The following is a 20,984-nucleotide window of genomic DNA, read 5'->3' as shown; positions in this document are numbered from 1 at the left end:
GCATTCTCCTTATTGTCTGGAAAACATAGCTTTACCAAAGTGTCAAACGTTTTTCTGGTTTTAGATACATTGAATCGCCTTTTTTAACACCAAAGGCATCATAAAATTCTTGGAAATTACGTACTGGGATGTTAGCTCTCAATTCATATGGTGCATGAACATCTGACTGAATTGAGGACTTACTTTGTTCTTTGGTTGCTTTTTGACGCCAAATACTTGCCCATGATTCAAAAAATTCTTTATAGTTTGGATTTTTTCAGTCTTAAGAGCTTCTAGAGATGCCATAACACCACCATTATCTGCAATATTTTCTGCTAAAGTTAATTTACCATCAACTTTACCGCCATCTGCTTTAAGGCCATCCCATTGGTCAATCATAGCTTGTGTTTTTTTCTTATAATGTTTTAAATCTTCTTTAGTCCACCAATCGTGAAGATTCCCTTTCTCGTCATATTTCATACCATTAATATCAAATGAGTGTGAAATTTCATGACCAATAATTGCTCCGATAGCTCCATAATTTTGACTAACTGTTTTAGTTTTATCGTAGAGTGGTGATTGAAAAATCGCTGCTGGAAAGACTATGGAATTGGTATTAGGATCATTATAAGCATTTACAGCATTGGCACTCATTTGCCAATGTTCACGTTGATTAGACTGGTTAAATTCTTCAAATGTTTTCTTGTTCGATAATTTTCTGTAGTTATCATTGTTTTCAAAGAAGCTTGCTTTACTATCAAATTGGTACTGACGATAAAGATCAGGATAATCTTCTGGATAGCCAATCATTAATCTCATGTTATCAAGTTTCTTAATGGCCATTGCTTTTGTATTTTCTGATAACCAAGTGTTGTTTTTTAACCGTGTTTTATAGACATTAATGATTTTCTTAGCCATATGTTCGACGTCTTTTTTAGCTGCCTCACCAAAATATTTCTTACCATAATAATCACCCAAAATATGGCCAAAAGTATATTCTAATTGGGTGTAAGCATTTTTTCTTTCGATTCAATCTGAGTCAAACCAGACGCAACATTCTTAAAAGCACTCGCTGCTTGACGATTTTGTTCTCCTAGAAAATCTGATTGATCAACTAGCATAGAAATCATCATCCATGCTTTCATATTGGCTAATTGTTTACTATTTATAACATCATTAACCTGTTTAAAATAAGTTTTATCTTCTACATTGACTGCCTTATTCGTTGGCCCAACTAGTTTTTCAATCAATTCTTTAAAGTCAAATTCCTTGGCGTAATTGTGAACCGTTTCCATACTTTCAGGGTTATATCGCCCCGCAGCTGTCTCACTTTCAGCTGTGATTTTACTTTGATCAACTTGCGTTTTTTCTGATAAGAGTCTATCAAATGCTATAGCTTGTTTAACTAGTTTTCTATCTTCAATGTTACTTTTTCCAGCTTGTTTAAGCAAAGCCATTGCTGAAGTACGGTAAGCTGATAATTTAGCCTCACCTTCTTTATTGCCCTTCTTATATTGGTCAGGTGATTCAAGTAATGCGGGTGCTTGACGAAGCACCAATTGCTTTTGGCTATTATCTCGAGCATTGGTTTCCACAGTCAAACCAAATGGTAAAACAAAACCACTCATCACAAAATCATGGGCCAAACTTTGAAAGTCTTTCATTGAAGAGACTGCTTCAAGTTTTTGTAAAACTGGTTTTAGAGGTTTGAGACCATTTTTATCTCTTGTTTTAAAGTCCATACCTTGTTTATAGTATGCAACCATTTTTTTCTGTTCATCATTGGTTGTTTCAATCTTTCCTGAGGCCATTTTAGCCATATCAGACACTAACAGTTGCTTTAATTTATCCTCAATTTCTGAAAAACTATTAACACTAGTCTGCCCTTGTTTGAGTTTTGTATTGGCTAGCCAATTATCATTGACAGCCCTGTAGAGATTTTCTCTCGGACTGACATTATTTGCTTTCTTCTCACTGGCAGATACTGCATGTAACATAGCAATATCTTTAACCACATATCCTGATATAAGACAAGCTGTTAAAGTAAGAACACTCATGGATTTTAAATAGGATTTTCTTTGCATAAATGACACCTCTCTTTCTTATTCACTTTTAGTATAGCAAGTAGGGTGTTAAATTCTTGTTAAGAATTCACTTTTTTACACTTATACAAAAAAGTAGTAGCTAATGAGCTACTACTTTTGATTTAAGAGATAAAACCTTTTATCCATCACAATTAATGTTGCTAAATAGATTTTATTTTATCATTAATATTTGCTTTTAAACTTTTTAGCTAAACTAAATAATACACTCAGCATAACGATAGCCATTCCAGTGATATAATAACCACGTTTGCTGTCACCAGTGGATGGCAATGTATTTTTAATTTGTTTTTCAACATGTGTCTGATGTGAAGTTATCTGTTTATTGTCTGTTCTAGCCATATGAACTGCGGAAACTGTCTTAGTCTTTGGTAAATCAGACGCTTTAACTGTAGTATCAGTTTGATGAACGTTATTAACCTTGTAGCCTTCTTCAACTATAGGTGCTTCTTGGGTTTTATGTCCCTCTTCAGCTTTACGTGCTTCTTCAGCTTTACGTGCTTCTTCAGCTTTACGAATAGCTTCTAAGTCAACTACTTTAATCGGAACATCAACTTTATCAACACCACCATTTACATAATGAATCGATACTTTAGCGTTTGTTAACATTCCTGATTCATTTGTGTTTGGAGCTTCGTCGATTGTTAATGTATAAGCTCCTGCCATTTCTGGAACAACTAAGTGCTTCATCAACATATCCACAGTTACTTTAGCTCCTTTGTCAGCTGTCATTTGGCTTGCTTTAACATCAAAACGGTTTCTATAGATATGAAGGGTCTCATTACGACGATAATTTGATAAGTCAACAGCAGATAACTTAATAATATTATCTCCAAATTCTAGTGGTACTGTCATATCTTTAGTGATTTCTACACCATTTCTAAAACTATAAAGACCGGTTTTATCAACAGATTCAAGTAATGAATCATCTTGATATAATTTTAGTTTTAGAGAGTCATCTTTGGCAACGATGTGGATAAGAGCAGTATCAGAAGTCAAATCACGTTTAGCAACTGCTGTGTTAAGCTCTGGAACTGATTGGTCAAAGAACATGCGACGAACAATACTTGCTTTCTCTCCTGCTTCTGTTACCACTTCAACCCTAATCCAAGTGTTAAAACGACTAAGTGGTAATTTAGCCCGGAACTCATATTGTTTACCGGCATAAAGTACTCTACGTCCACTCATTAATGGTTTTGTTCGATTAGTCAAGTCTTTACCTTGAATAATAACAGGGGTTCCTAGCATGTCTCCATTTTCATTCACCATTTTGACTTCAACATGCTTGCTTTTATCACCATCCTTGATGTGACCGATAATACCAGATGCTGTGATTTCCTTACCATTTAGAGTTGCCTCACTAGCAGTTTCCAATAAGGCAGGAGTTAAGAGAAATACTGATGGGTATTTATGTTCACTAACAGGATCATCTTGTGGTCCAGCAACTGCAAACTGTCTCATCATCATATTTTCAGTAAGAGCACTCGCTCCTTTAACAGCATTAAAATTAAGTTTAGTATCTGCAGTGAGATTAATTCGAAGGACTAGACTGTCACTTGTTTCGTAATACGCTGAATCTTTTTGCATAGTAAGTAGCATATCCCTCATATGCTTATTTTTAGATAATCTAGGACTTAAAGGAAGTTGTTGAACTTTCTTACTTACACTACCCGTCTCCATAATCAAACTTTTAACATTTAATGAATTTTCTGTTTTATGTAATACAAATGTTGTCCATCCTTTAGTTAAAGGTAACTCACTACCTTTAACAACTTCTTTTCCATTCACAGTAACCTTACTATAATGTGACCAGTCAATATTAGCAAAGGTTACTTTTGCTGTATTTTCATTGGCTTGAGTTGAATGACTGAGCTGTTCACCTTTTTTAGTCATATCTTCTTTCTGATGACTATATGGATCTTCTTGCCCTTTATAAACAACTTTAAGACTTGCACCACTGGTTAATTTAAATTTAAGGTTAATTGCATCTTTATAAATATAGTATCCATCTATCTGACTTTCAGTTAAACCAAAACTAGAGTCAAATTTTTTCAATTCATTTGGAACACCATTTTGGATAAGGTATATTTTTTTAATAATTGAAGCTGGGTCTTGAGATTGTTTGAAAAACATATCTAATTCAACTGTTCCAGTTTTTGCAATAAGTTGTCCCTTAAATTCAGAATCCTTTCGTCCAAGTCGAATAGTTTTAAACTTACTCATGTCCATATCGTTTATATCCAAAGAAACATCTTTTTGTTCAACCAATTCTGGCATCTTTCCATCTTTGAAAGTGGTCATGATTTCTGAACTTGAGTTAATGTTATTAATAGTAAACTCTAGACGACGATTTGTCGGGTTGTATTTTAATTGGTAAGTTTTGCTGAGATTAATGTCTTGTTCATCATTTTTCAAGATATTATCAACAGTTTTAACCTCATTCAAACGACGAACAGATAAACTATCAATATGTCTGACATCATTTGGTAATTCAATACCAATCTTAACAGATTTATCTTTAAGCGCTATACGAGAAGTTTCTTGCAATTTATCGTTAACATAAATCTTACCACCCTTGTCTTTAATAGCAGCAAAGCTTGAAAATACAATGGCATGGTAATCTACTGTTTCACCAGTAGCTAATTGCTCAAAAGTAGTATTGCTCAAATAGTCAACCGCTGTGATATTGACATATTTTGTATCTGCAAAATAATCTGTTGTGATAGTAATTTCTTTATTGCGATTATTATTACGATGAATTTTAAGACTAGTGTCATCAAATTGATTAGCTGACAAAGCATTTCTAGGAATGACTAATTTGCCATCAGATTCGACTTGTAATATTTTGCCATTTACTTTGCTAGCTAAAATAGGGTCATCAACAAAGCTAAGTTGAAGAGACTTAGCATATTTAATTGCTCCTGATTTATCTTCAATAGCGTCTTTTTTACTATCCTTTGGTGCTTCATCCGGCGGCGTGTTTAAATCTGGGAAACCTGGAGGAGTTGATAAACTATCTTTGGGTTTGCTTGGCTTAGTTCCCGGTGGGGTTGAATAATCAAAACTTCTCATTGAAGTTGGTGCTGGTAAATCAATTCCTGGTGGACGGTCTAATTTTGGTTTTTCAACTTTTTTATCTTCTTTTTTAAATCCTGGAGGTGTGATAAGGTCTAAATTATTATTGCCACCACCAACATACTTAACAGATTGAAGATAAACGTCTTTCAAACCAATGCCAGTATCCTGAACTTTGAAAGTAATTTTTTTCCAGCGATCTTCTAACTTCTCTACAGTAGTCTTATCTTTGGGACTTAAGTAAGGTTTATTGTTGTCCATTTTGATATAGTATTGATAAATTTGGACACCATCGCCACCGACACCTTTATTATTCAACTGTACTTTAATTTGATAAATGTATTGTTTATCCCCTTTTGCAATTTAATCTTTAATCTTACCATCCCAAATAGAATCTGGCATCATGGCAAAACTATTACGATAATCTAGGCGATAAAGTTTTCTAACGTCGTGTGATCTACCAAGTACACGAACTTCTTTATTGGTATCTGGATCTATAATAGAATATTGAACATACTCCATATTACGCAAAGCTGCAATACGAACTCCTGCTTTGTCATAGAAAGGACTATTAGGAGAGAAAAATACTGTATTGTTATAGATTGGAAGACTCAACATGCCGTTAGTTGTAAAGGTTGATGAGGTCTTGTTGGTTTCTTTATTAACATAGAATTGAACGCGACGTTTTTTGTCACCGTTACCAATTTCAGAAATGCCTTCAAAAGCATCAATAGCTTTTTGCTCTGTCCATGAACCGTAAAAACCTAAAAATGGTAAGTGTAAATCGGCTACACCTTCAGTATCTTTTAAGTTAAGATAACCTTCCAAGAAATTATTGCGAGTTAAAGCCTCTGCATCAGAATAATCCACATCAAGGTCAACAGCTAATGTCTTACCTGCTTCTACAGTAACTTTCCTTGTAACTGCATCAGCTTTTTTTGATACTAGGTGTTCTGAATTTTGCGTACGAAATCCTTTTTCATCAACTGGGTCCGCAATCGCTTCTGATGAGATGATATACGTTTTATTAGTTTTTCCAAAGTTACGAAGTAGAATGCGTGCTTTAAATTTTTTCTCTTTTAATTCACGTAACTCCAACTTACCATCTGCATTATTATCGTTAGTCCCTGTTACAGTTGCAACGACTGTCGTAACAAGAGCTTTGGCAAGATTCATTGCTCCGCTACCTTGTTGGCGCACAAAGTAAGGTGTTTTGCCATCTTTTGATTGTTTATTGATAATTGGCTGTGCAGTGTTCATCAAGAGTAATTTAATAAAATCAGCAGCATTATCAACAGGAATTTTTTTATCTGTAATGTATTGTTTTAAAACTGCAGCTGCCCCAGCTACCTGAGGTGCAGCCATTGATGTTCCTGATTTATCAGCATATTGATTATCCTCCACAGTTGAGAAAATATGACCACCTGGAGCTGTAATCTCAGGTTTTAGACGTAAGTCTGGTGTAGGTCCCCAAGAAGAATAAGAAGATAATTGTCCTGCTAAACTATTATCAATAGCTTGACGCTCTGTTAAAATAGTAATAATTTTATTGCTATTATTTTTGATATTGTTATACGTGCTTCTGGTAATGCGAGCAATATTAAATTTAGCTGCTTCTGATTCAACTAATAATTGACTGCCTAAATCATCTTTAACCTTCGCATTATTGTAAAGCAAGATAGCAGCTGGATTTAACTTAGTAATCGCCTGTACTTTTTCTAAAAATCCATTAGATTTATTATCTTCTGGAATTTCAAGCATGGCGATTTTACCACTTAAATCAAAATGTTTTGACAATTCCGAAGGAGCTCCTGCTCCCAAATCTACAGCCAATCCAATAATAGTTTTTGAAGCGTTTGGGGCAACATGAAGATTAATGACTTCTGTAACTTCTGTTCCAGATTTTTTATCTTTAAATTTCAAAACATGAGCATGCTTTTTAAGGTTCTCCATAGAGGCAACAGCCAAGGTATTATCATCGAGGGCTGGGTTGGCAATCAAGGCTGTATCATAATTTTCTGCTAGCGGCTTAACACCATAAGTATTACCGTCAGTGATATTTCCTTCATTACCTGCTGCTACTGCAATGACGATTCCTGCCTTACACGCTCTTGCAATAACTTCAAGTTCAGGATAGTCTTTCCCCTCATGTACAAATCCAGCAGGTGTTCCAAGACTCATATTAACAACATCAGCTTTTAGTAAAATAGCATCGTCTAGAGCTTTTAGCCACACATCTGTGAAGGTTGTGGGATTTTGTTGGTCATCTGAAAATACCTTCATCGCTAAAATTTGAGCATTTGGTGCAACACCATACAATTTTTGATTATCATCATTAGCTCCTACGATACCTGTTACATGCATACCATGCATTACACCGTAGCTATCCTTGAGGTTATCATTATAGTCATAATAGTTATAACCATAAGGTACTTTTTCGGAATAGAATTTTCCTTTGAGATTCTTTTCATGAATCAGTTTTTCAATACTAGTTTTATTATACTTAGCACGATTTGGTTCTTTGATTTTTAGTGCTTGGTGTTTGAAATCAACCCCTGAATCAATAACTGCAACAACAGTTCCCTCACCTTTATACTGGGAGTTGTTCCAAACTTCTGGCAAACCAATAAGTTGCCCTGAGGAAGATAGTAAAGGTTTTGTCTGAACATATTCTTGTGAGACATAGACCCTTCTAACATCAGCAATCGTTTTTAATTTTTCAATTTCTTGAGCTTGAATATCAAGTGCGACACCATTAATAATAGCATCGTAACGCTTCACTTTGCTTGAATCAAAGTGAACACTTTTTTCAATATTCTTAAGAACTTTATCTTGCTCTTGCTTGATGCTTTGTAATTTTTTCTCAACATCAGCTTGATTTAACTGTGCAACTGTTTTTTTCTGTTCTGTCGCATAATCTAAGATAGATTCCTTATTAAATTCAACAATTACTCTTACTTTTTGAGGCTTTGGCACAGCCGGAGTAGCTTTCTCAGCAACCGCCCCCTGTGGTTTAGTCACAGTAACTGCCTTAGTTGCTTCTGTACTCTTATTGCCTTTCTCTGAGTTTTCTTACTCGTATTTAGGCAACTGCTTTGGCTGATTAACAACTTCTGGTGTAACAGTTACTTTTGGAGCTACCTTCTTAGTATCTTGAGCTAAGTTAGGAATCTCAACTGTTTTTTCATTAATTGTTGGGGGTGTGGTTGTAATAGGTTGGCTAACGTCTGAGTTAACACTAGCTTTTACTGTTTCTGGCCTTTCTACTACCTTATCTCTAGGCATTACTCGGCTCTCAGATTGAACAGTTTCACTTTTGACAACCTTATTCTCCTTAGCTTCAACAGGAGTTGTAGTTGCTTGTGTACTGTGAGTCTTAGAGGTATTTAGAGCTGTTGTGTCTGCTTGAACTGGCTGAGGTACTTTCGTTACAGTGGTAGGTGAGGTTGTTGCTTCATCAGCGTGAATCTCTGTACTTGCTGTAGCTAGACTAACAACTGCTACTGTACCCAATAAAGCACCGCATAGGCTGCGGCACACTTTACTTTTCCTAAATCCAAATTTGTCCGTCTTTTTATAAAATGTCATGGCTTCCTCGTTTCTAAATTTTTGTCTACATCTTTAATCATCATTAAGAAATAATCCATGCTGAATACTCGGAAACGGATCAACCATATCATCACCATTGTCATAAACAATATGATTATCTAGCCCTAAATTGGTTATATTATCAACGGTACTATTTTTCAAAACAACAGTTACATACCGACATATGTCTGAAAATTCTAAATAATGAAGACGTGAATCCATAAAAAAGACTTTGATAGGCTCTTTTTGAGGAGGAATTTCGACAACAACTTTTCCATCATAGTGATGAATATATTTCGTATTCTCTATAATTCTTAAAATAGTATTAGATGAATCATTATGACCAATAGGTTTGGCTGAAAGGAATTCACTCATAAAAGAACCTCACATTACTTAACCGGTTTGTTAACCAGCTAACGAAATTTTAGCACTCCTCTAAGTACTTGTCAATGGCAAATGTTAAGTTAAAATCGTTTTCAGCAATAAGTTCTTTTATCTTTTTTTACATTAGAAAATATTTCAGTTTTTATTATTTCTAATTATTATCACAAAAAAACACCTCTATTTTCTGATTTTCTCATAAAATGTGGAAATGATCAGTTTATCATATCAACTCTAACCATAATTGTTAAAGACTACCCAAGGTATTATAAAAAGCCCTTGAAATACTTCAAAGTGCTTTTTATAGATGCATATGTAGGAACAACATGTTGCGAGTTAGTTATCTGGTAATAATTCTTTTAAGTAAACCGCTTCTACTTTAAAAGTATTATCAAAAGCATAACCATAAATATAGCCATCTATCATTGTTTGATAGGTAATATCTATAGATTTCCCACATTTATAGGAAATTTCTTTTTGTAACCATGCCTTATAAAATAATAATTTAGAATCCATATCACTACTAACTGATTCTCCTAGGTAGTTTTGGTAGGTTTGTTCTGATCTATCTTTGTATTTCTCAATATCAACCCCAGTTGAACCACTGGGAGCATAGGTTAGAATATGATAGTCACCAGAATTAGAGTAACTAATTTTCCCCTTTGGCAAACCAATTAAATAACTACTAACACTAGAAAAAGATTCCTGACAAATCTTATTGGTAAAACCTAACTTTTTTAAGCATTGGTACACAAAATAACTCCCTGTTAACAGTTTATCTTTGCTTACCTGTCTATTTGCTTGTTGATATCTCATCAACCGATCGCCAGATAAATTATTCTCCAATGTAGACTGCCTATTTTTATAAATCATAATATAGTTAACTTTGTCTTTTTCTGATAAAGGATTCAATTTCTGCCTCCGCTTTTTGTAAAGATGCCTCTGCTTCTTCTTTAATTCCTTGGCTTAGTCTTATCATATAACTTTTATAGATATCATAGTCTCTTTCAAGACAGCTAATTGCTTTACGTATCTCTCTTACATCAGGTTTCTTTACCAAATAAGCGCACTTTTCTTTACTGAACTTCTTAATATTCCAAAATTGTTCGTTAAAGAAAGGGATACCTATAAAGGGAATACCTTGTGCAGCCATCGCATAAACTGTTCCTTGCCCACCGTGTATAATAGCGAAATAAATCTCTTTATCTATGGTTTTAAAATCAATAAAATCAACTATCTCAATATAACTTCCTGGAATGTTTATAGCCTCACCACAGCTTGTCAGTAAATAATGATAATGCCTTGGTAATGTCTTTAAAAAAGATTCCACCCAATCTCGTTTAAATGAAGTACCAAAGCTGAGCAGTACAGTCTTATTGTCTTGATTAATTTGGCTGCATTTTGAAAAACCTACATTATCTATCAAAATAGGTCCTATCGTTTTATAGGACGAATCTTTATCAAATTCATAAAACAAAGAGTAATCTGTTACCAAGTTTAGATCACCAGTAAATAATTCTAAAGCATTATTAAAAGGTTTGCCACCATATTTTTTAATATAGTTATTCCACGTTTTAACATTTGTTGAATAAGTAGTGATTACTCTTTTGATAAAATCCTTTGTTTGAGGCTTACTAGCTTTACTTATCTTCCCATTAGGCAATATTCCTTCTGAGTTTTCAACAATTTCACTGATATGCGTTGCCCCTGAAATAATCCAAATTAATGGTATGCTTTCTAAACGACAACTTGTAACAATAGATAGACGGTAACCTGTCAATACAGCATCAAATTTTTCTTGGCGTAACAAGTCTCTTTCAATAGAACAGATGCGTTCAATTTCTTCTTCTGATAAAAAATTAAAGTCTGTTGAAAGAGAAAAGAAAGCATCATATCGCTTACTATTATAAACAGATTTATCTTCTACACAGTGGTGATAGCGATAAGCATCATTATTAAATAAAAATGGATAATAATTGTCTCCAAGGATATGAATATCATGTCCTTGTTCATATAAACAATTAGCCAGTTTTGATAATCTTTGGCTCTCTCCTAAATTCATCATGAAAGGAGCAAATAAAAATTTACTCATTTTATCACCTTTTTTCAATAATAGCAAAAGAGATACCACCGAAGATCGAATAAGATAGGACTAAATAATAGCCCTTTTCTATACTTTCATTAACAGTATAGTCCAGTTCTTCACCAGCACCATTAGATGAAAATCCAAACTGACCAGAAGCAAGGTTTGGCATATTATAATACTCAGACAAGTTCGCTAAGAAATCATAATCTGAACTAACTGCCTTCTTCCGCTCATTCCAAACGAAACCTTTGATATCTTTTATGGTTAGTCCTAAGTCTGATAATAAATTTTGAAGCGCAGCATCAAAAATAGTCATCACATCTGTGAATGTTTTATGGCTATATTTTAATTGTTTACTACCTAATATTATAGGAGAATTATCCAATGCTTGACGAGAGAGGACTTGTGCTGAACAATAATCAGAACCGACAAACATTTGACTATCATAGTTTAATTGTTGCCACCACATAAAACTCATGTCTGTCCACTGATTAGCAGAAACAAGAATCACATAGTCTAGATTATCGTTACGCATCATTTCCTTGGCATATTGTATACCATCAAGCGCTCCACTATTTGTCGAAATGACAGATAAAGGACCTGTTATTTTAAAAATGATAGAAAGCATACCAGCTGCTGCATTCATTACTGTAAACGGGAATCGTGAAGCAGAAACATGTGCATATCCTTCTGTTGTGATTTGCTTTTCAATACCTTCAACAACCTCAACTGGTCCAGAAAGTGTTGTAAATACAATTCCTACTTTTGAAGTATCTTGTTTTTTTAGATTAATATTGCTTTCTATTAGTGCTTGAGCTGTTGTTACGGCAACCATTTTGGAAAAATCATCCATTTTCCTAAATTGTGCTGGGTTGACAGTTTTGGGTGGTCTAGCCCCTTTAAAGCGTAATGCTTCAAAGTCGTTGAAATTACTAGCAACTTTTTCATAGGTTATAGAAAGTGATTCATTCTTAGAAATGGAAGCAACAGATGATAAGATAGCCATTTTAAGATTTTCTCTAGCAGGTAATGTTTCTAGAGGTGAATCTAAAGATGACAATAAGACACCACTATTATTTCCACCAAAAGCAAACGAAAAATTTAAAGCATTTCTTATTGGGTATTCTCTCTTTTGATGATAGACAAAATTTTCTGGAAAACCTTCTATCCCAATCTCATTTTTAGTTGCTGGTACAGTCTGTTCCTCTATTGCCGCTAAACAATTAATCAATTCGATAATACCTGCAGCCCCTAGAGTATGACCCGTTTGCCCCTTGGTACTGCTGATCAATGTCGTTGTCGGGAAAAACTTACCATACATATTTTTTTCCATTTTATCATTAGCTTGAGTACCTGTACCGTGACCGTTAATATAGTCAATCTCACTGTAGTCAATACCTGCTTGAGTCACTAGCTGCTTTGCAATCTGTGCCGCCCCTTCACCTGTTGGCTTAGGTGCTGTTATATGATAACCATCTGAAGTAATAAGACCACCTATAATTTTTCCATATTTAGCTAAGGACTGATCTTTGACAAGAACAACAAAACCAGCGCCCTCACCCAAATTGATTCCTTTTCCAGAAGAATAGGGCTGACATGCCATTTCTGTATTAATAGCTCCTAGTGATGTGAAGCCTGCTAAAGAAATATCACTTAACTCATCACAGCCACCACAAATAGCTAAATCACAATCGCCATCTTGAAGTAATTGTGTTCCTAATATTACGGCATTATTACTTGCAGAACAGGCGGTTGAAATAACATACGAAGCTCCCACAATATCATGATAAGCCATCAATTCATCAGCAATATGGTAAACAGATGCTTTTTCTAATAAACTAGCATCTACTTGACGCTCTCCTTCTTCAAATTGATACAAGGCATTTTGACCAGCACTCTTTCCCCCAAGTGAGGTCCCTAAACACACAGCAATATTATGATAAGCTTTTAAATTAACACCTGAAGAAGCAAGAGCCTCTTCAAAAGCGGTAAAAGCAAATTTAAAATTACGTGTCTCATCTTTGTATTGCTCAGGAACCTCTGGGTCACTAGTTATGCTTCCTGTATAAGATTCTAAAATAGAGTCGTGATTTTTATATAAATGTTTAGAAATTCCTTCTTTTAAGTCGAAGAGATGCTGTTTATGCTCGCTATAATTCTTTCCCAAAGAAGAAATAATTCCTATTCCACTAACATATACGCTCATTCTTTGTTCCAACTTTCTGGGATACAATAAGGGCTTGATTGTGTTTTCAAAATTTGGCCATCTTCTGTTACAAAAGTAACTCCTGAATGAGCATATGTTTGGTTAACAATCATCAAACCTAGGTAATTTTCCGAAGAGTCTTTCTCGTCTGCTATCCAAAAAATCTTTCCAACAATTTGGTCATCAAATAGCACTGGTGTTCCTGAAGCGAGTTTTTCCTTCGTTGAGAATCCAACACTTTTAACTGTTGCTGATCTGATGTGCTCTAACAAGCTATCGCGACCTCTAAATTCTTCCTTTGTGAAATCTAGATTCCAAGAATAACCTATTTCATATAAAGAATATTCTTCTTGTTGATAAATATCAGTAATGGGTTGTCCCACTTCAAACCTTAAATATCTATCAAGTTCATCCCCATACTCTGCTATACCTTCACAGACATCCGAAACAAAAGTAGCAAAAATAGAAGATGGTAGGAAAAATTGATAGCCAAATTCTCCAGAAAAACCAAATCTAGCAAGATAACCTTTCTCACCTTTATAAGTCATCTCTATCAAAGTACGAAAATTAAGTGTTGAAATATCATATTCATAAAATGACTGAGCAATTTCTCCCGAATATCTTCCTTCAATTTGCAGCATTTTATACTCGTCAGAAATATCTGTTACGGTATAGTCAAAATTGATGTTGTCTAAATAAGAATCCAAAGCTTTATGACTAGCCAACCAATATTTATCATCAAATTTGTAGAAAGTCACATCATCATAAACTGTTCCATCTTCATTGAGTAAAAAAGTGTAGCCACAAGTATCTGTATCTGCAAATACAATATTCTTAGGAATCACAAGGTCTAAGGCTTCTTCACATTCTTCACCAGTAATTTCATATAAATACCCCTCATAAACTTTATAACCTTTATCTGTTCTCAATGTATTATAAATAGTATTCATTTTTCTTCACACTTTCTATATTCTGTAATGCTCACATTTGTAGCATAAGGTGAGTTCCTTTTAAACATGCACCTTATTTTTAAATGATTGTTCTCTTTGTAAGAATAAAATATTCCATTTTTAGCAGAAATTAGTATATATTTATCATCGCTAGCTACATACAATACTAATTGTTGACTATTTTCCAAAACATAGGATTTATTATCATATTTGACATGTTCCCCTTGGCGGATTTGGACAAACTTTCCTCTAATTCGATAATCAAAAGAAATAGAATATAATTCACTGTCTCTTGGAATTTCATTCTTAGGCAAAACAATCTGATTATAGGCTAAAACCAGTTTGTGACTAGGATAATGCTTTCTGTTAGCTATCATTCTCTTGATGCCATAATCCTTCTCTTCTTCTAATGTTAGGTTAGAGATATGTTTTAAAAGGTCAGTTGCTGACGCTTGGTAGTTGCTGTCCCATATTGGCTGTTTTTTTAGATTGATTAACGCCTCCTCCGATGATGCTTGTGAAATCCTAAAATGATAAGTCAGTGGAAAAGAAAGGCTATCTGTATCAATAAGACATAAGGGTCTAAATTGCATTTGATTGCTGGCTTTGCCAGGAGGAGAATAGGAAATCATTTTATCTTCATTCGGGAGGTAATAATGGAATTGTCTATCTTCAAACTTATCTGCTCGAAGAAAATCATCATGCTCAATCGGGTAACTTCCTGGAACATTCACAAGATAACCTTCACTATCTCTAATCAACTGCTCTTGGCAGTGTAACTTGAAAGTCTGTTTCAATAATTTTGGGAACATCTCTTTAGCCTTTTGATTACATTTATAAACACAAGTGATTTCTTCGTCACTTGTAAATGTCATGATTTTCTCAATTAAAGCACCTTGATAGAAACATTTGATTGTAATGTGATTTTCTTCTTCTTTTACAACTAATTTCTTGTCCAAAGGTTGGCTAAAAATCAAAAAACTATCTTCAAGTATCTTTCTTTTCTGCTTTTCAAAAATAAGGCTGCCATTTGGAGAGATAAGTAAATCATAACCTTGAAAAGTTCTCTTAAGACAAATAGTTGCATCTCTATAATGCTTTTTTCGACGTTCCAGTTGAACATCGATATTACCATAAAGGGTTTCCACAGTTGCTTGAATGTAATAATAATTGGCAAAACGACTTAAAGTTAGGCTAGGGTGAGCCCTCGTTAAGTTTGCCAAGTGATATTTTCCAGTTTTAACCCGAACCCTCTTTACTTGTTCCGATAAAAAGTCAACTTGTAAAACATAACGGTTATCTAACTTAGCAATTTCCATTTGAAACAAGCTCATTTTTAAATAATAAGGAAGTGAAGCACTATCTTCTGCTTTAAATAATATTTCTTCATCAGAGACTTTGGTCCTAATTTCTGTCTCCTCTTCCAAGGGATTTTCAATTTCCTCCATAATTTGAAAAGTTGATATGTCGTATGTTTTACCATAATAATTCGAAATACGAAACGTATTCAATATCTTAGGGAGGTGACTACGCAATGATCGACAATGCAGTATGTCTTCATATGTCTTATCATACTCTTTGAAGCCATTCAATTTTGATAAAGCTAAGGAGGGTTTATTGTAGTTACTGATTTCGGTATAGATATTAGAAAACTTCAGTTTTGTTATCTTCTTTAAGATAGTTTTATATAGATAAGTGATTGCCTGTCCACTACGACTTTTCGAATCAATTAAAAGAAAACCACTAAAGCTACTATTCCAATCTAAACAACCATAGGTAATAAATTTAAAGAAAGCTGATGTTCCAATCAAAACACCATGATTTTTCAGTAAAAATAAATGTGTCACTTCTTTAACTTTTAACGTTAAATCAAGGTCATCAACAGTTAAAGGCCTACCGTCTGGAAATTGATAAACATGATTCCTATTAAATAAATGAACCACTTCAGAATAATCTTCTAAGGAAGCTTCAGAAATCTTTAATTTATTATCATCTTTCATTTTTTAACCTTTTTAATAATAAAATGAATTGCCAATAAAATAAGAATGAGGGCAATGATATAAATCAACATAAAGTGATTACTCAGCCTTTCTCCATCAGCATTACGCAAAACAACACCATATGATTCTTTATAGTTAGAGACAGTGGCTTCGTTGGCTTTGTCAAATACCTTCGCAATAGAACCCTTCATTAAGACCTGTTTCAAAAGAGAATTGATTTGAGTCAATGGAAACCATGTCATAACCTGTTGTAATGCTTTTCCTACCGAGCCAATTGAGAGATATACTCCTGAAATAAAACCAATAAAAGTCCCTACAATTGTGCTAAGAGTCGTAAAAGCTGAACTAGTATGAATAAAGGCTAAAATAGGTAAAATCATCGCCGCAGATAAAACAGTCCCTAAGGAAACGATCCCTAAAATAGTTAAATAATCCATAGCTGAATACTCTAGCAAGGAATTAAAGCCGTTAAAAATACCGATAGCAAAGATGCAAGAGAACATCGTCATGACAATACCAAATAAAACGGCAAATATAGCATAGGACAATTCAATTTTGATATTTGATATAGGACTGACCTTAAAATCTTCATTTAATTTTTTTTCTTTGTCGGACACCATAACTCCAAAGGCACCTAATGTACTAGTCATTGAAATAATAGTCGTCAAACCTGCAATGAGCCAATAATTAACCATGTGAATAGTATCACTGGATACTGTATTACTCCTCAATGCTGCTTTTATAGCATCTAATTGAATTTTTCCCAAGAAAATCTGATAGACCAAAATTAAGATAATAACTGATAAAAAAGACATGAAAAACGCTAACCGATCTCGCGTGTAAACTTTACGATTTCTAGAAATTAGTTCAAACATTGTTTTTCCTTTCTTTTTCTCTAAGCAAGTTGAGATACGCCGCCTCTAAGTTCGAATATTCAACATTAAATGTCTCAATAATAGATTTATCTTGATTGTCTGAGATAACCTGCATCATTTCCTCAACAGAAATATCCTTAAATACTATCTCCCTTTCTGAAAGGACTTGACATTTATTAACAAAATCAGCTATCGAAAGTTGGTCTAATGACTTTTCTGGTTTCAATACCACATTCAAGTTTGTTGTGGAATGTTGCTCAATAAAGCTTTTAATATCTCCCGAATAATAAATGTTTCCTTCAATAAGAACATTTAAAACATCACAAGCAGACATTTCTTCAAGATAATGAGTAATTAGTACAACTGTCATCTGCGATTGTTGATTTAGTTGTGCGATAGCATCCCATAAATCGCGACGAGATTGAGGGTCTAAACCAGTCGTTGGTTCATCTAATAATAATAGAGAAGGTTGTGGCAGCAAGGCGCGTGCAATATCAACTTTTCGTTTTTGACCTCCTGATAAACTGCCATATTTTTGTTTTTTTATTGCTGTGATATCTAGATACGTTTGAAGATCTTTAAGGCGATTACGTACTTGTGATTTAGATAAACCGTACAAAGCACCTCTAGAAATTAGATTTTCCTCAACCGTTAAATTATCATCTAAGCGATTACTTTGGAAGACAATACCAATGTGACGATAAAAATCTTTAATAGATAGAGGTTTTCCATCCACCTCCCACTTAATATCGCCTGACGTTTGCTTAAAATTTTGAATTAAAAGGTTAAATAAAGTTGTTTTACCAGCTCCATTAGGTCCAAGAAGGCCATAAAATTTTCCCTCTTCAAAGATGAGATTAATGTCTCTCAATGCTTCAAAAGAACCATATTTTTTTCCAATATTTTTGAGTTTAATTTCCATTTTCTGATACCAACATCCTTCCTGAGGCAACCTCTTTTTTATTCTCATCTCTAATAACGACTTGAATTTCTAAAAGATGCCCCAATTTTGATTGAGATTTACATGTAATGTTTAGCTGGTCTCCTGGAGTAACAATTTTCTTGAATTTGAAATTCTTCACACTGGCTAAATAACCTACTTTTTCTGCTATTTTCTCTGCTGTTAATTCATCAAGAGAGGGGAGGCTACCATCAAGTGCATCTAAAATATAAAGTAAAGCTGCAGATTGAGCTGCCATCTCAATCATCAAAACACCCGGAACTATAGGACGTTGTGGAAAATGTCCTTGAAAGTAAGGTTCGTTGATAGTAATATTCTTACGACATTCAATGATACCTTTTTTATAACTCTGCACTCTATCCACCATTAGAAACGGATAGCGATGAGGTAACATTTTTATAATTTCTTCACTACTTAGCTTGGTCATCTATATCCTCACTATTTTCAATCACAAAATCTGCTAGTCTATTTACTGATGATAATATTGAAATATCATCATCATTTAGTTCAACACCAAACGTTGTTGAAATCCCTATTGACAGTTCTAGGGCATCAATAGAGTCTAGCTCTAATCCACGACCAAATAATGGTTGATCATTCATAATCAGATCTTTATCAATATCCAACATTAAAGAGTCAATCAAAATACCTTTAATTTCATCAACTACTTCTTGACGTGTTTTTATTATTTTACGTTCTTCAGCCCAGTTAATCATTAATCATTCCTCCATCAATCACAATATTTTTTCCTGTAATATAGTTTGCCTTCTCACTTGCTAAAAAGCTTACGAGCCAAGCCACCTCTTCAGGTTGTCCAAACCTTTTTAGAGGAATAAGATGCTCTTTTAGCTCTTCTTTATTTTGCAATTCATTTGTCATATCTGTTTCAATGAATCCTGGACTTACACAATTAATCGTAATACCATCTGATGCAAATTCTTTCGCTAGAGTTTTAGTAATGGAAATGATAGCGCCTTTCGTTGCTGAATAGTTCGCTTGCCCTATCTGCCCTGCTATACCACTAGTTGAAGAAATATTGATAACCTTTCCCTGTATACGCTTAGCCTTCATGATTTTTAACACGGCTTTACTCATGTTAACTAGCCCCATAATATTTATGTTAATGACATCCATCCATTTTTCCTTAGACATCATCAAGAAAAAGCCATCTCTAACAATACCAGCATTATTAACTAAACAATCAATACCGCCATATTCTCTAAAAATTTTAGTCACCAATTTTTGTACTGCTTTTGCATCTGAAATATTGCATTTATAAACGTCTAATTTTGGTAACTCCTCTTGTAAAGCTCTTGCCTTAGCATCATTGCTATTATAAATAGCAATGACTTTGTAACCTTCTTTGTATAACTCTTTTGTAATAGCCCTTCCAATTCCTCTGGTACCACCAGTAACTATTGCTACTTTCATAACTGTTTCCTCCCCCTCTTTTTCATTTTTTGCAACTGACTAGAAATAAACCTATTAGGAGAAATATCAATAATCTCCGCATCCTTTTCTATGATAGTTTCCTTAATCGCACGCCAGTTAAAGAGATTGGTCCACTGATATAAAATTTCATCTACCAATTGATCACAATGAAAAATATAGTCATAGTCATCATTTTGCGAAATATCTAGGCTTTCAATCAATTGTTTATACTGCTCTTTAGATTCATTTAAAAAATCAGTATGATATGGTGCTTTTACGCCTAACTGCTTTAATTTATAAAAATAACCTTTGTTAGTCATCACGTCATCAAAGAAAGAACGGTTGACTTGATCCATAGCAATTACACCAGCTCTATCATCAGTAATAATAGCTAATTTTACTTTCTCAGACTGTTCTTTTAAAACATCCTTACTAAACATATCAATGTTTTCAACCATCAAAAGCCAAAGCTCTTCAGACACATGACAATTTTCTATAAGTTGGGCACGACGTTTAATAAAGTGAATAATGTTTTCAAAACTAGTACTACCACTAGCATATAACACATTGAAAATACCGGCGCTATGAGCTGAAAATCCTATCCCAGATACTATTTTTTCATCGTTTGTTAGCCAATCATTATATAAAAAATTTGCTAACATAGACGCATGAACATTGTCTAAACTTACCTTGTGGTTAATGACATCCATCATTAACTGATATGATTCTAAATCAGTTGCTTGTAACTTTGAAAAAAGAATTTCACCTTTTGGAGTTTTAACTAGTTGACAAAGGTGTTTTGACTGAACATTACCCTGTCCTCCATATATTATTACTGTTTTCATTATTCAATCCTTTCCATTAATAGTATTGGCATGTTATAATCAACGACACTGCCATCAGCACAGTACTTCTTGATTACTTTGATATCCCCATAACTTTTATATTCATAAGAAATTCCTAAGGTTATAACTTCCAACAAGGTTTCTCCCTTATGATATACACCACCTTCCGTAAGAAACTCAGAATACCTAATATTTCCAACCAGTTGGACTACTAATAGTAACTTGTCTTTAAGCCGCGTTTTATACAAGCCACATTGATTATCAGAACATTGTTCACACCTACTCAAAATATTAGAACGTCCCATATTATCACCTTCAACTAATCATCTTCGCTCTGATATCAGTACTGTTGGAAAATAAAATATTTCTAAACATCTACTTCAAACACTACTATGGACAAGCCGTGCATTGCCTTTCTTATGTTTTCTTCCTTTCTGTGTCGTCTGAAACTCTTTAAAATGAGGTCATGACTTAAGTGTTGAATTCACAAAATCATGAGTAAAAC

The 20,984-nt window shown here is 34.0% G+C and carries 19 protein-coding genes; all 19 read right to left on the bottom strand.

Going from position 1 to position 20,984, the window contains the following annotated elements; genetic code table 11:
• Window positions 1-31: 31 nt before the first annotated feature.
• Window positions 32-214 (bottom strand): M13-type metalloendopeptidase, encoded by a 183-nt coding sequence (locus tag EGX96_RS11255; protein WP_071659942.1) that lies wholly within the window; start codon window positions 212-214, stop codon window positions 32-34.
• Window positions 139-957: a M13 family metallopeptidase gene (locus tag EGX96_RS08915; RefSeq protein WP_001865683.1), complete on the bottom strand. Its 819-nt coding sequence runs from the start codon at window positions 955-957 to the stop codon at window positions 139-141. Before EGX96_RS08915 ends, EGX96_RS11255 begins: the two co-directional genes overlap by 76 nt.
• Window positions 958-977: 20 nt before the next feature.
• A complete protein-coding gene (locus EGX96_RS08910; protein ID WP_001865685.1) occupies window positions 978-2,063 on the bottom strand; it encodes a peptidase M13 in 1,086 nt (361 codons plus the stop codon).
• Between the two features lie 183 nt (window positions 2,064-2,246).
• Window positions 2,247-5,474 carry a hypothetical protein gene (locus EGX96_RS08905; RefSeq protein ID WP_001060263.1) on the bottom strand — a complete coding sequence of 1,076 codons (3,228 nt, stop codon included), beginning with the start codon at window positions 5,472-5,474 and terminating at the stop codon, window positions 2,247-2,249.
• A 45-nt stretch (window positions 5,475-5,519) separates the two neighbouring features.
• Complete coding sequence (locus EGX96_RS08900) at window positions 5,520-8,177, bottom strand: S8 family serine peptidase (RefSeq protein ID WP_000165742.1); 2,658 nt, start codon at window positions 8,175-8,177, stop codon at window positions 5,520-5,522.
• A 51-nt stretch (window positions 8,178-8,228) separates the two neighbouring features.
• Entirely contained in the window at window positions 8,229-8,744 is a 516-nt protein-coding gene (locus EGX96_RS08895; protein ID WP_000145149.1) for a putative cross-wall-targeting lipoprotein signal domain-containing proteiin, read from the bottom strand.
• 33 nt (window positions 8,745-8,777) lie between these two features.
• The gene (locus tag EGX96_RS08890; protein WP_001288730.1) at window positions 8,778-9,119 is read right to left on the bottom strand and encodes a hypothetical protein; all 342 of its coding nucleotides are present in this window, start codon (window positions 9,117-9,119) and stop codon (window positions 8,778-8,780) included.
• A 342-nt stretch (window positions 9,120-9,461) separates the two neighbouring features.
• Window positions 9,462-10,037, bottom strand: coding sequence for a hypothetical protein (locus tag EGX96_RS08885; protein ID WP_001068960.1), 576 nt, complete (start codon window positions 10,035-10,037; stop codon window positions 9,462-9,464).
• Window positions 10,006-11,217, bottom strand: coding sequence for a glycosyltransferase CylJ (cylJ, locus tag EGX96_RS08880; RefSeq protein WP_000033001.1), 1,212 nt, complete (start codon window positions 11,215-11,217; stop codon window positions 10,006-10,008). The genes EGX96_RS08885 and cylJ overlap by 32 nt, the downstream gene beginning before the upstream one ends.
• Window positions 11,218-11,221: 4 nt before the next feature.
• Complete coding sequence (locus tag EGX96_RS08875) at window positions 11,222-13,417, bottom strand: beta-ketoacyl-[acyl-carrier-protein] synthase family protein (protein ID WP_000118223.1); 2,196 nt, start codon at window positions 13,415-13,417, stop codon at window positions 11,222-11,224.
• Window positions 13,414-14,367 carry an aminomethyltransferase family protein gene (locus EGX96_RS08870; protein ID WP_001092618.1) on the bottom strand — a complete coding sequence of 318 codons (954 nt, stop codon included), beginning with the start codon at window positions 14,365-14,367 and terminating at the stop codon, window positions 13,414-13,416. The genes EGX96_RS08875 and EGX96_RS08870 overlap by 4 nt, the downstream gene beginning before the upstream one ends.
• A complete protein-coding gene (locus EGX96_RS08865) occupies window positions 14,364-16,367 on the bottom strand; it encodes a hypothetical protein (RefSeq protein WP_000650743.1) in 2,004 nt (667 codons plus the stop codon). The genes EGX96_RS08870 and EGX96_RS08865 overlap by 4 nt, the downstream gene beginning before the upstream one ends.
• Window positions 16,364-17,242 (bottom strand): ABC transporter permease, encoded by an 879-nt coding sequence (locus EGX96_RS08860; RefSeq protein WP_000462408.1) that lies wholly within the window; start codon window positions 17,240-17,242, stop codon window positions 16,364-16,366. The genes EGX96_RS08865 and EGX96_RS08860 overlap by 4 nt, the downstream gene beginning before the upstream one ends.
• Window positions 17,235-18,164 (bottom strand): ABC transporter ATP-binding protein, encoded by a 930-nt coding sequence (locus EGX96_RS08855; protein WP_000403526.1) that lies wholly within the window; start codon window positions 18,162-18,164, stop codon window positions 17,235-17,237. Before EGX96_RS08855 ends, EGX96_RS08860 begins: the two co-directional genes overlap by 8 nt.
• On the bottom strand, window positions 18,154-18,630 hold the full coding sequence (gene fabZ / locus EGX96_RS08850; RefSeq protein ID WP_000164166.1) for a 3-hydroxyacyl-ACP dehydratase FabZ: 477 nt from the start codon (window positions 18,628-18,630) through the stop codon (window positions 18,154-18,156). Before fabZ ends, EGX96_RS08855 begins: the two co-directional genes overlap by 11 nt.
• Window positions 18,614-18,919: a phosphopantetheine-binding protein gene (locus EGX96_RS08845; protein WP_000611493.1), complete on the bottom strand. Its 306-nt coding sequence runs from the start codon at window positions 18,917-18,919 to the stop codon at window positions 18,614-18,616. Before EGX96_RS08845 ends, fabZ begins: the two co-directional genes overlap by 17 nt.
• On the bottom strand, window positions 18,912-19,634 hold the full coding sequence (gene fabG, locus EGX96_RS08840) for a 3-oxoacyl-ACP reductase FabG (protein WP_000861303.1): 723 nt from the start codon (window positions 19,632-19,634) through the stop codon (window positions 18,912-18,914). The genes EGX96_RS08845 and fabG overlap by 8 nt, the downstream gene beginning before the upstream one ends.
• A complete protein-coding gene (locus tag EGX96_RS08835; RefSeq protein ID WP_000859501.1) occupies window positions 19,631-20,479 on the bottom strand; it encodes a hypothetical protein in 849 nt (282 codons plus the stop codon). The genes fabG and EGX96_RS08835 overlap by 4 nt, the downstream gene beginning before the upstream one ends.
• On the bottom strand, window positions 20,479-20,784 hold the full coding sequence (locus EGX96_RS08830) for a hypothetical protein (RefSeq protein ID WP_000533775.1): 306 nt from the start codon (window positions 20,782-20,784) through the stop codon (window positions 20,479-20,481). Before EGX96_RS08830 ends, EGX96_RS08835 begins: the two co-directional genes overlap by 1 nt.
• Between the last annotated feature and the right edge of the window lie 200 nt (window positions 20,785-20,984).

Origin of the sequence: Streptococcus sp. FDAARGOS_520 (assembly GCF_003812685.1) — a bacterium.
GTDB lineage: Bacteria > Bacillota > Bacilli > Lactobacillales > Streptococcaceae > Streptococcus > Streptococcus agalactiae.
This window is presented reverse-complemented; position numbering and strand designations above follow the sequence as displayed.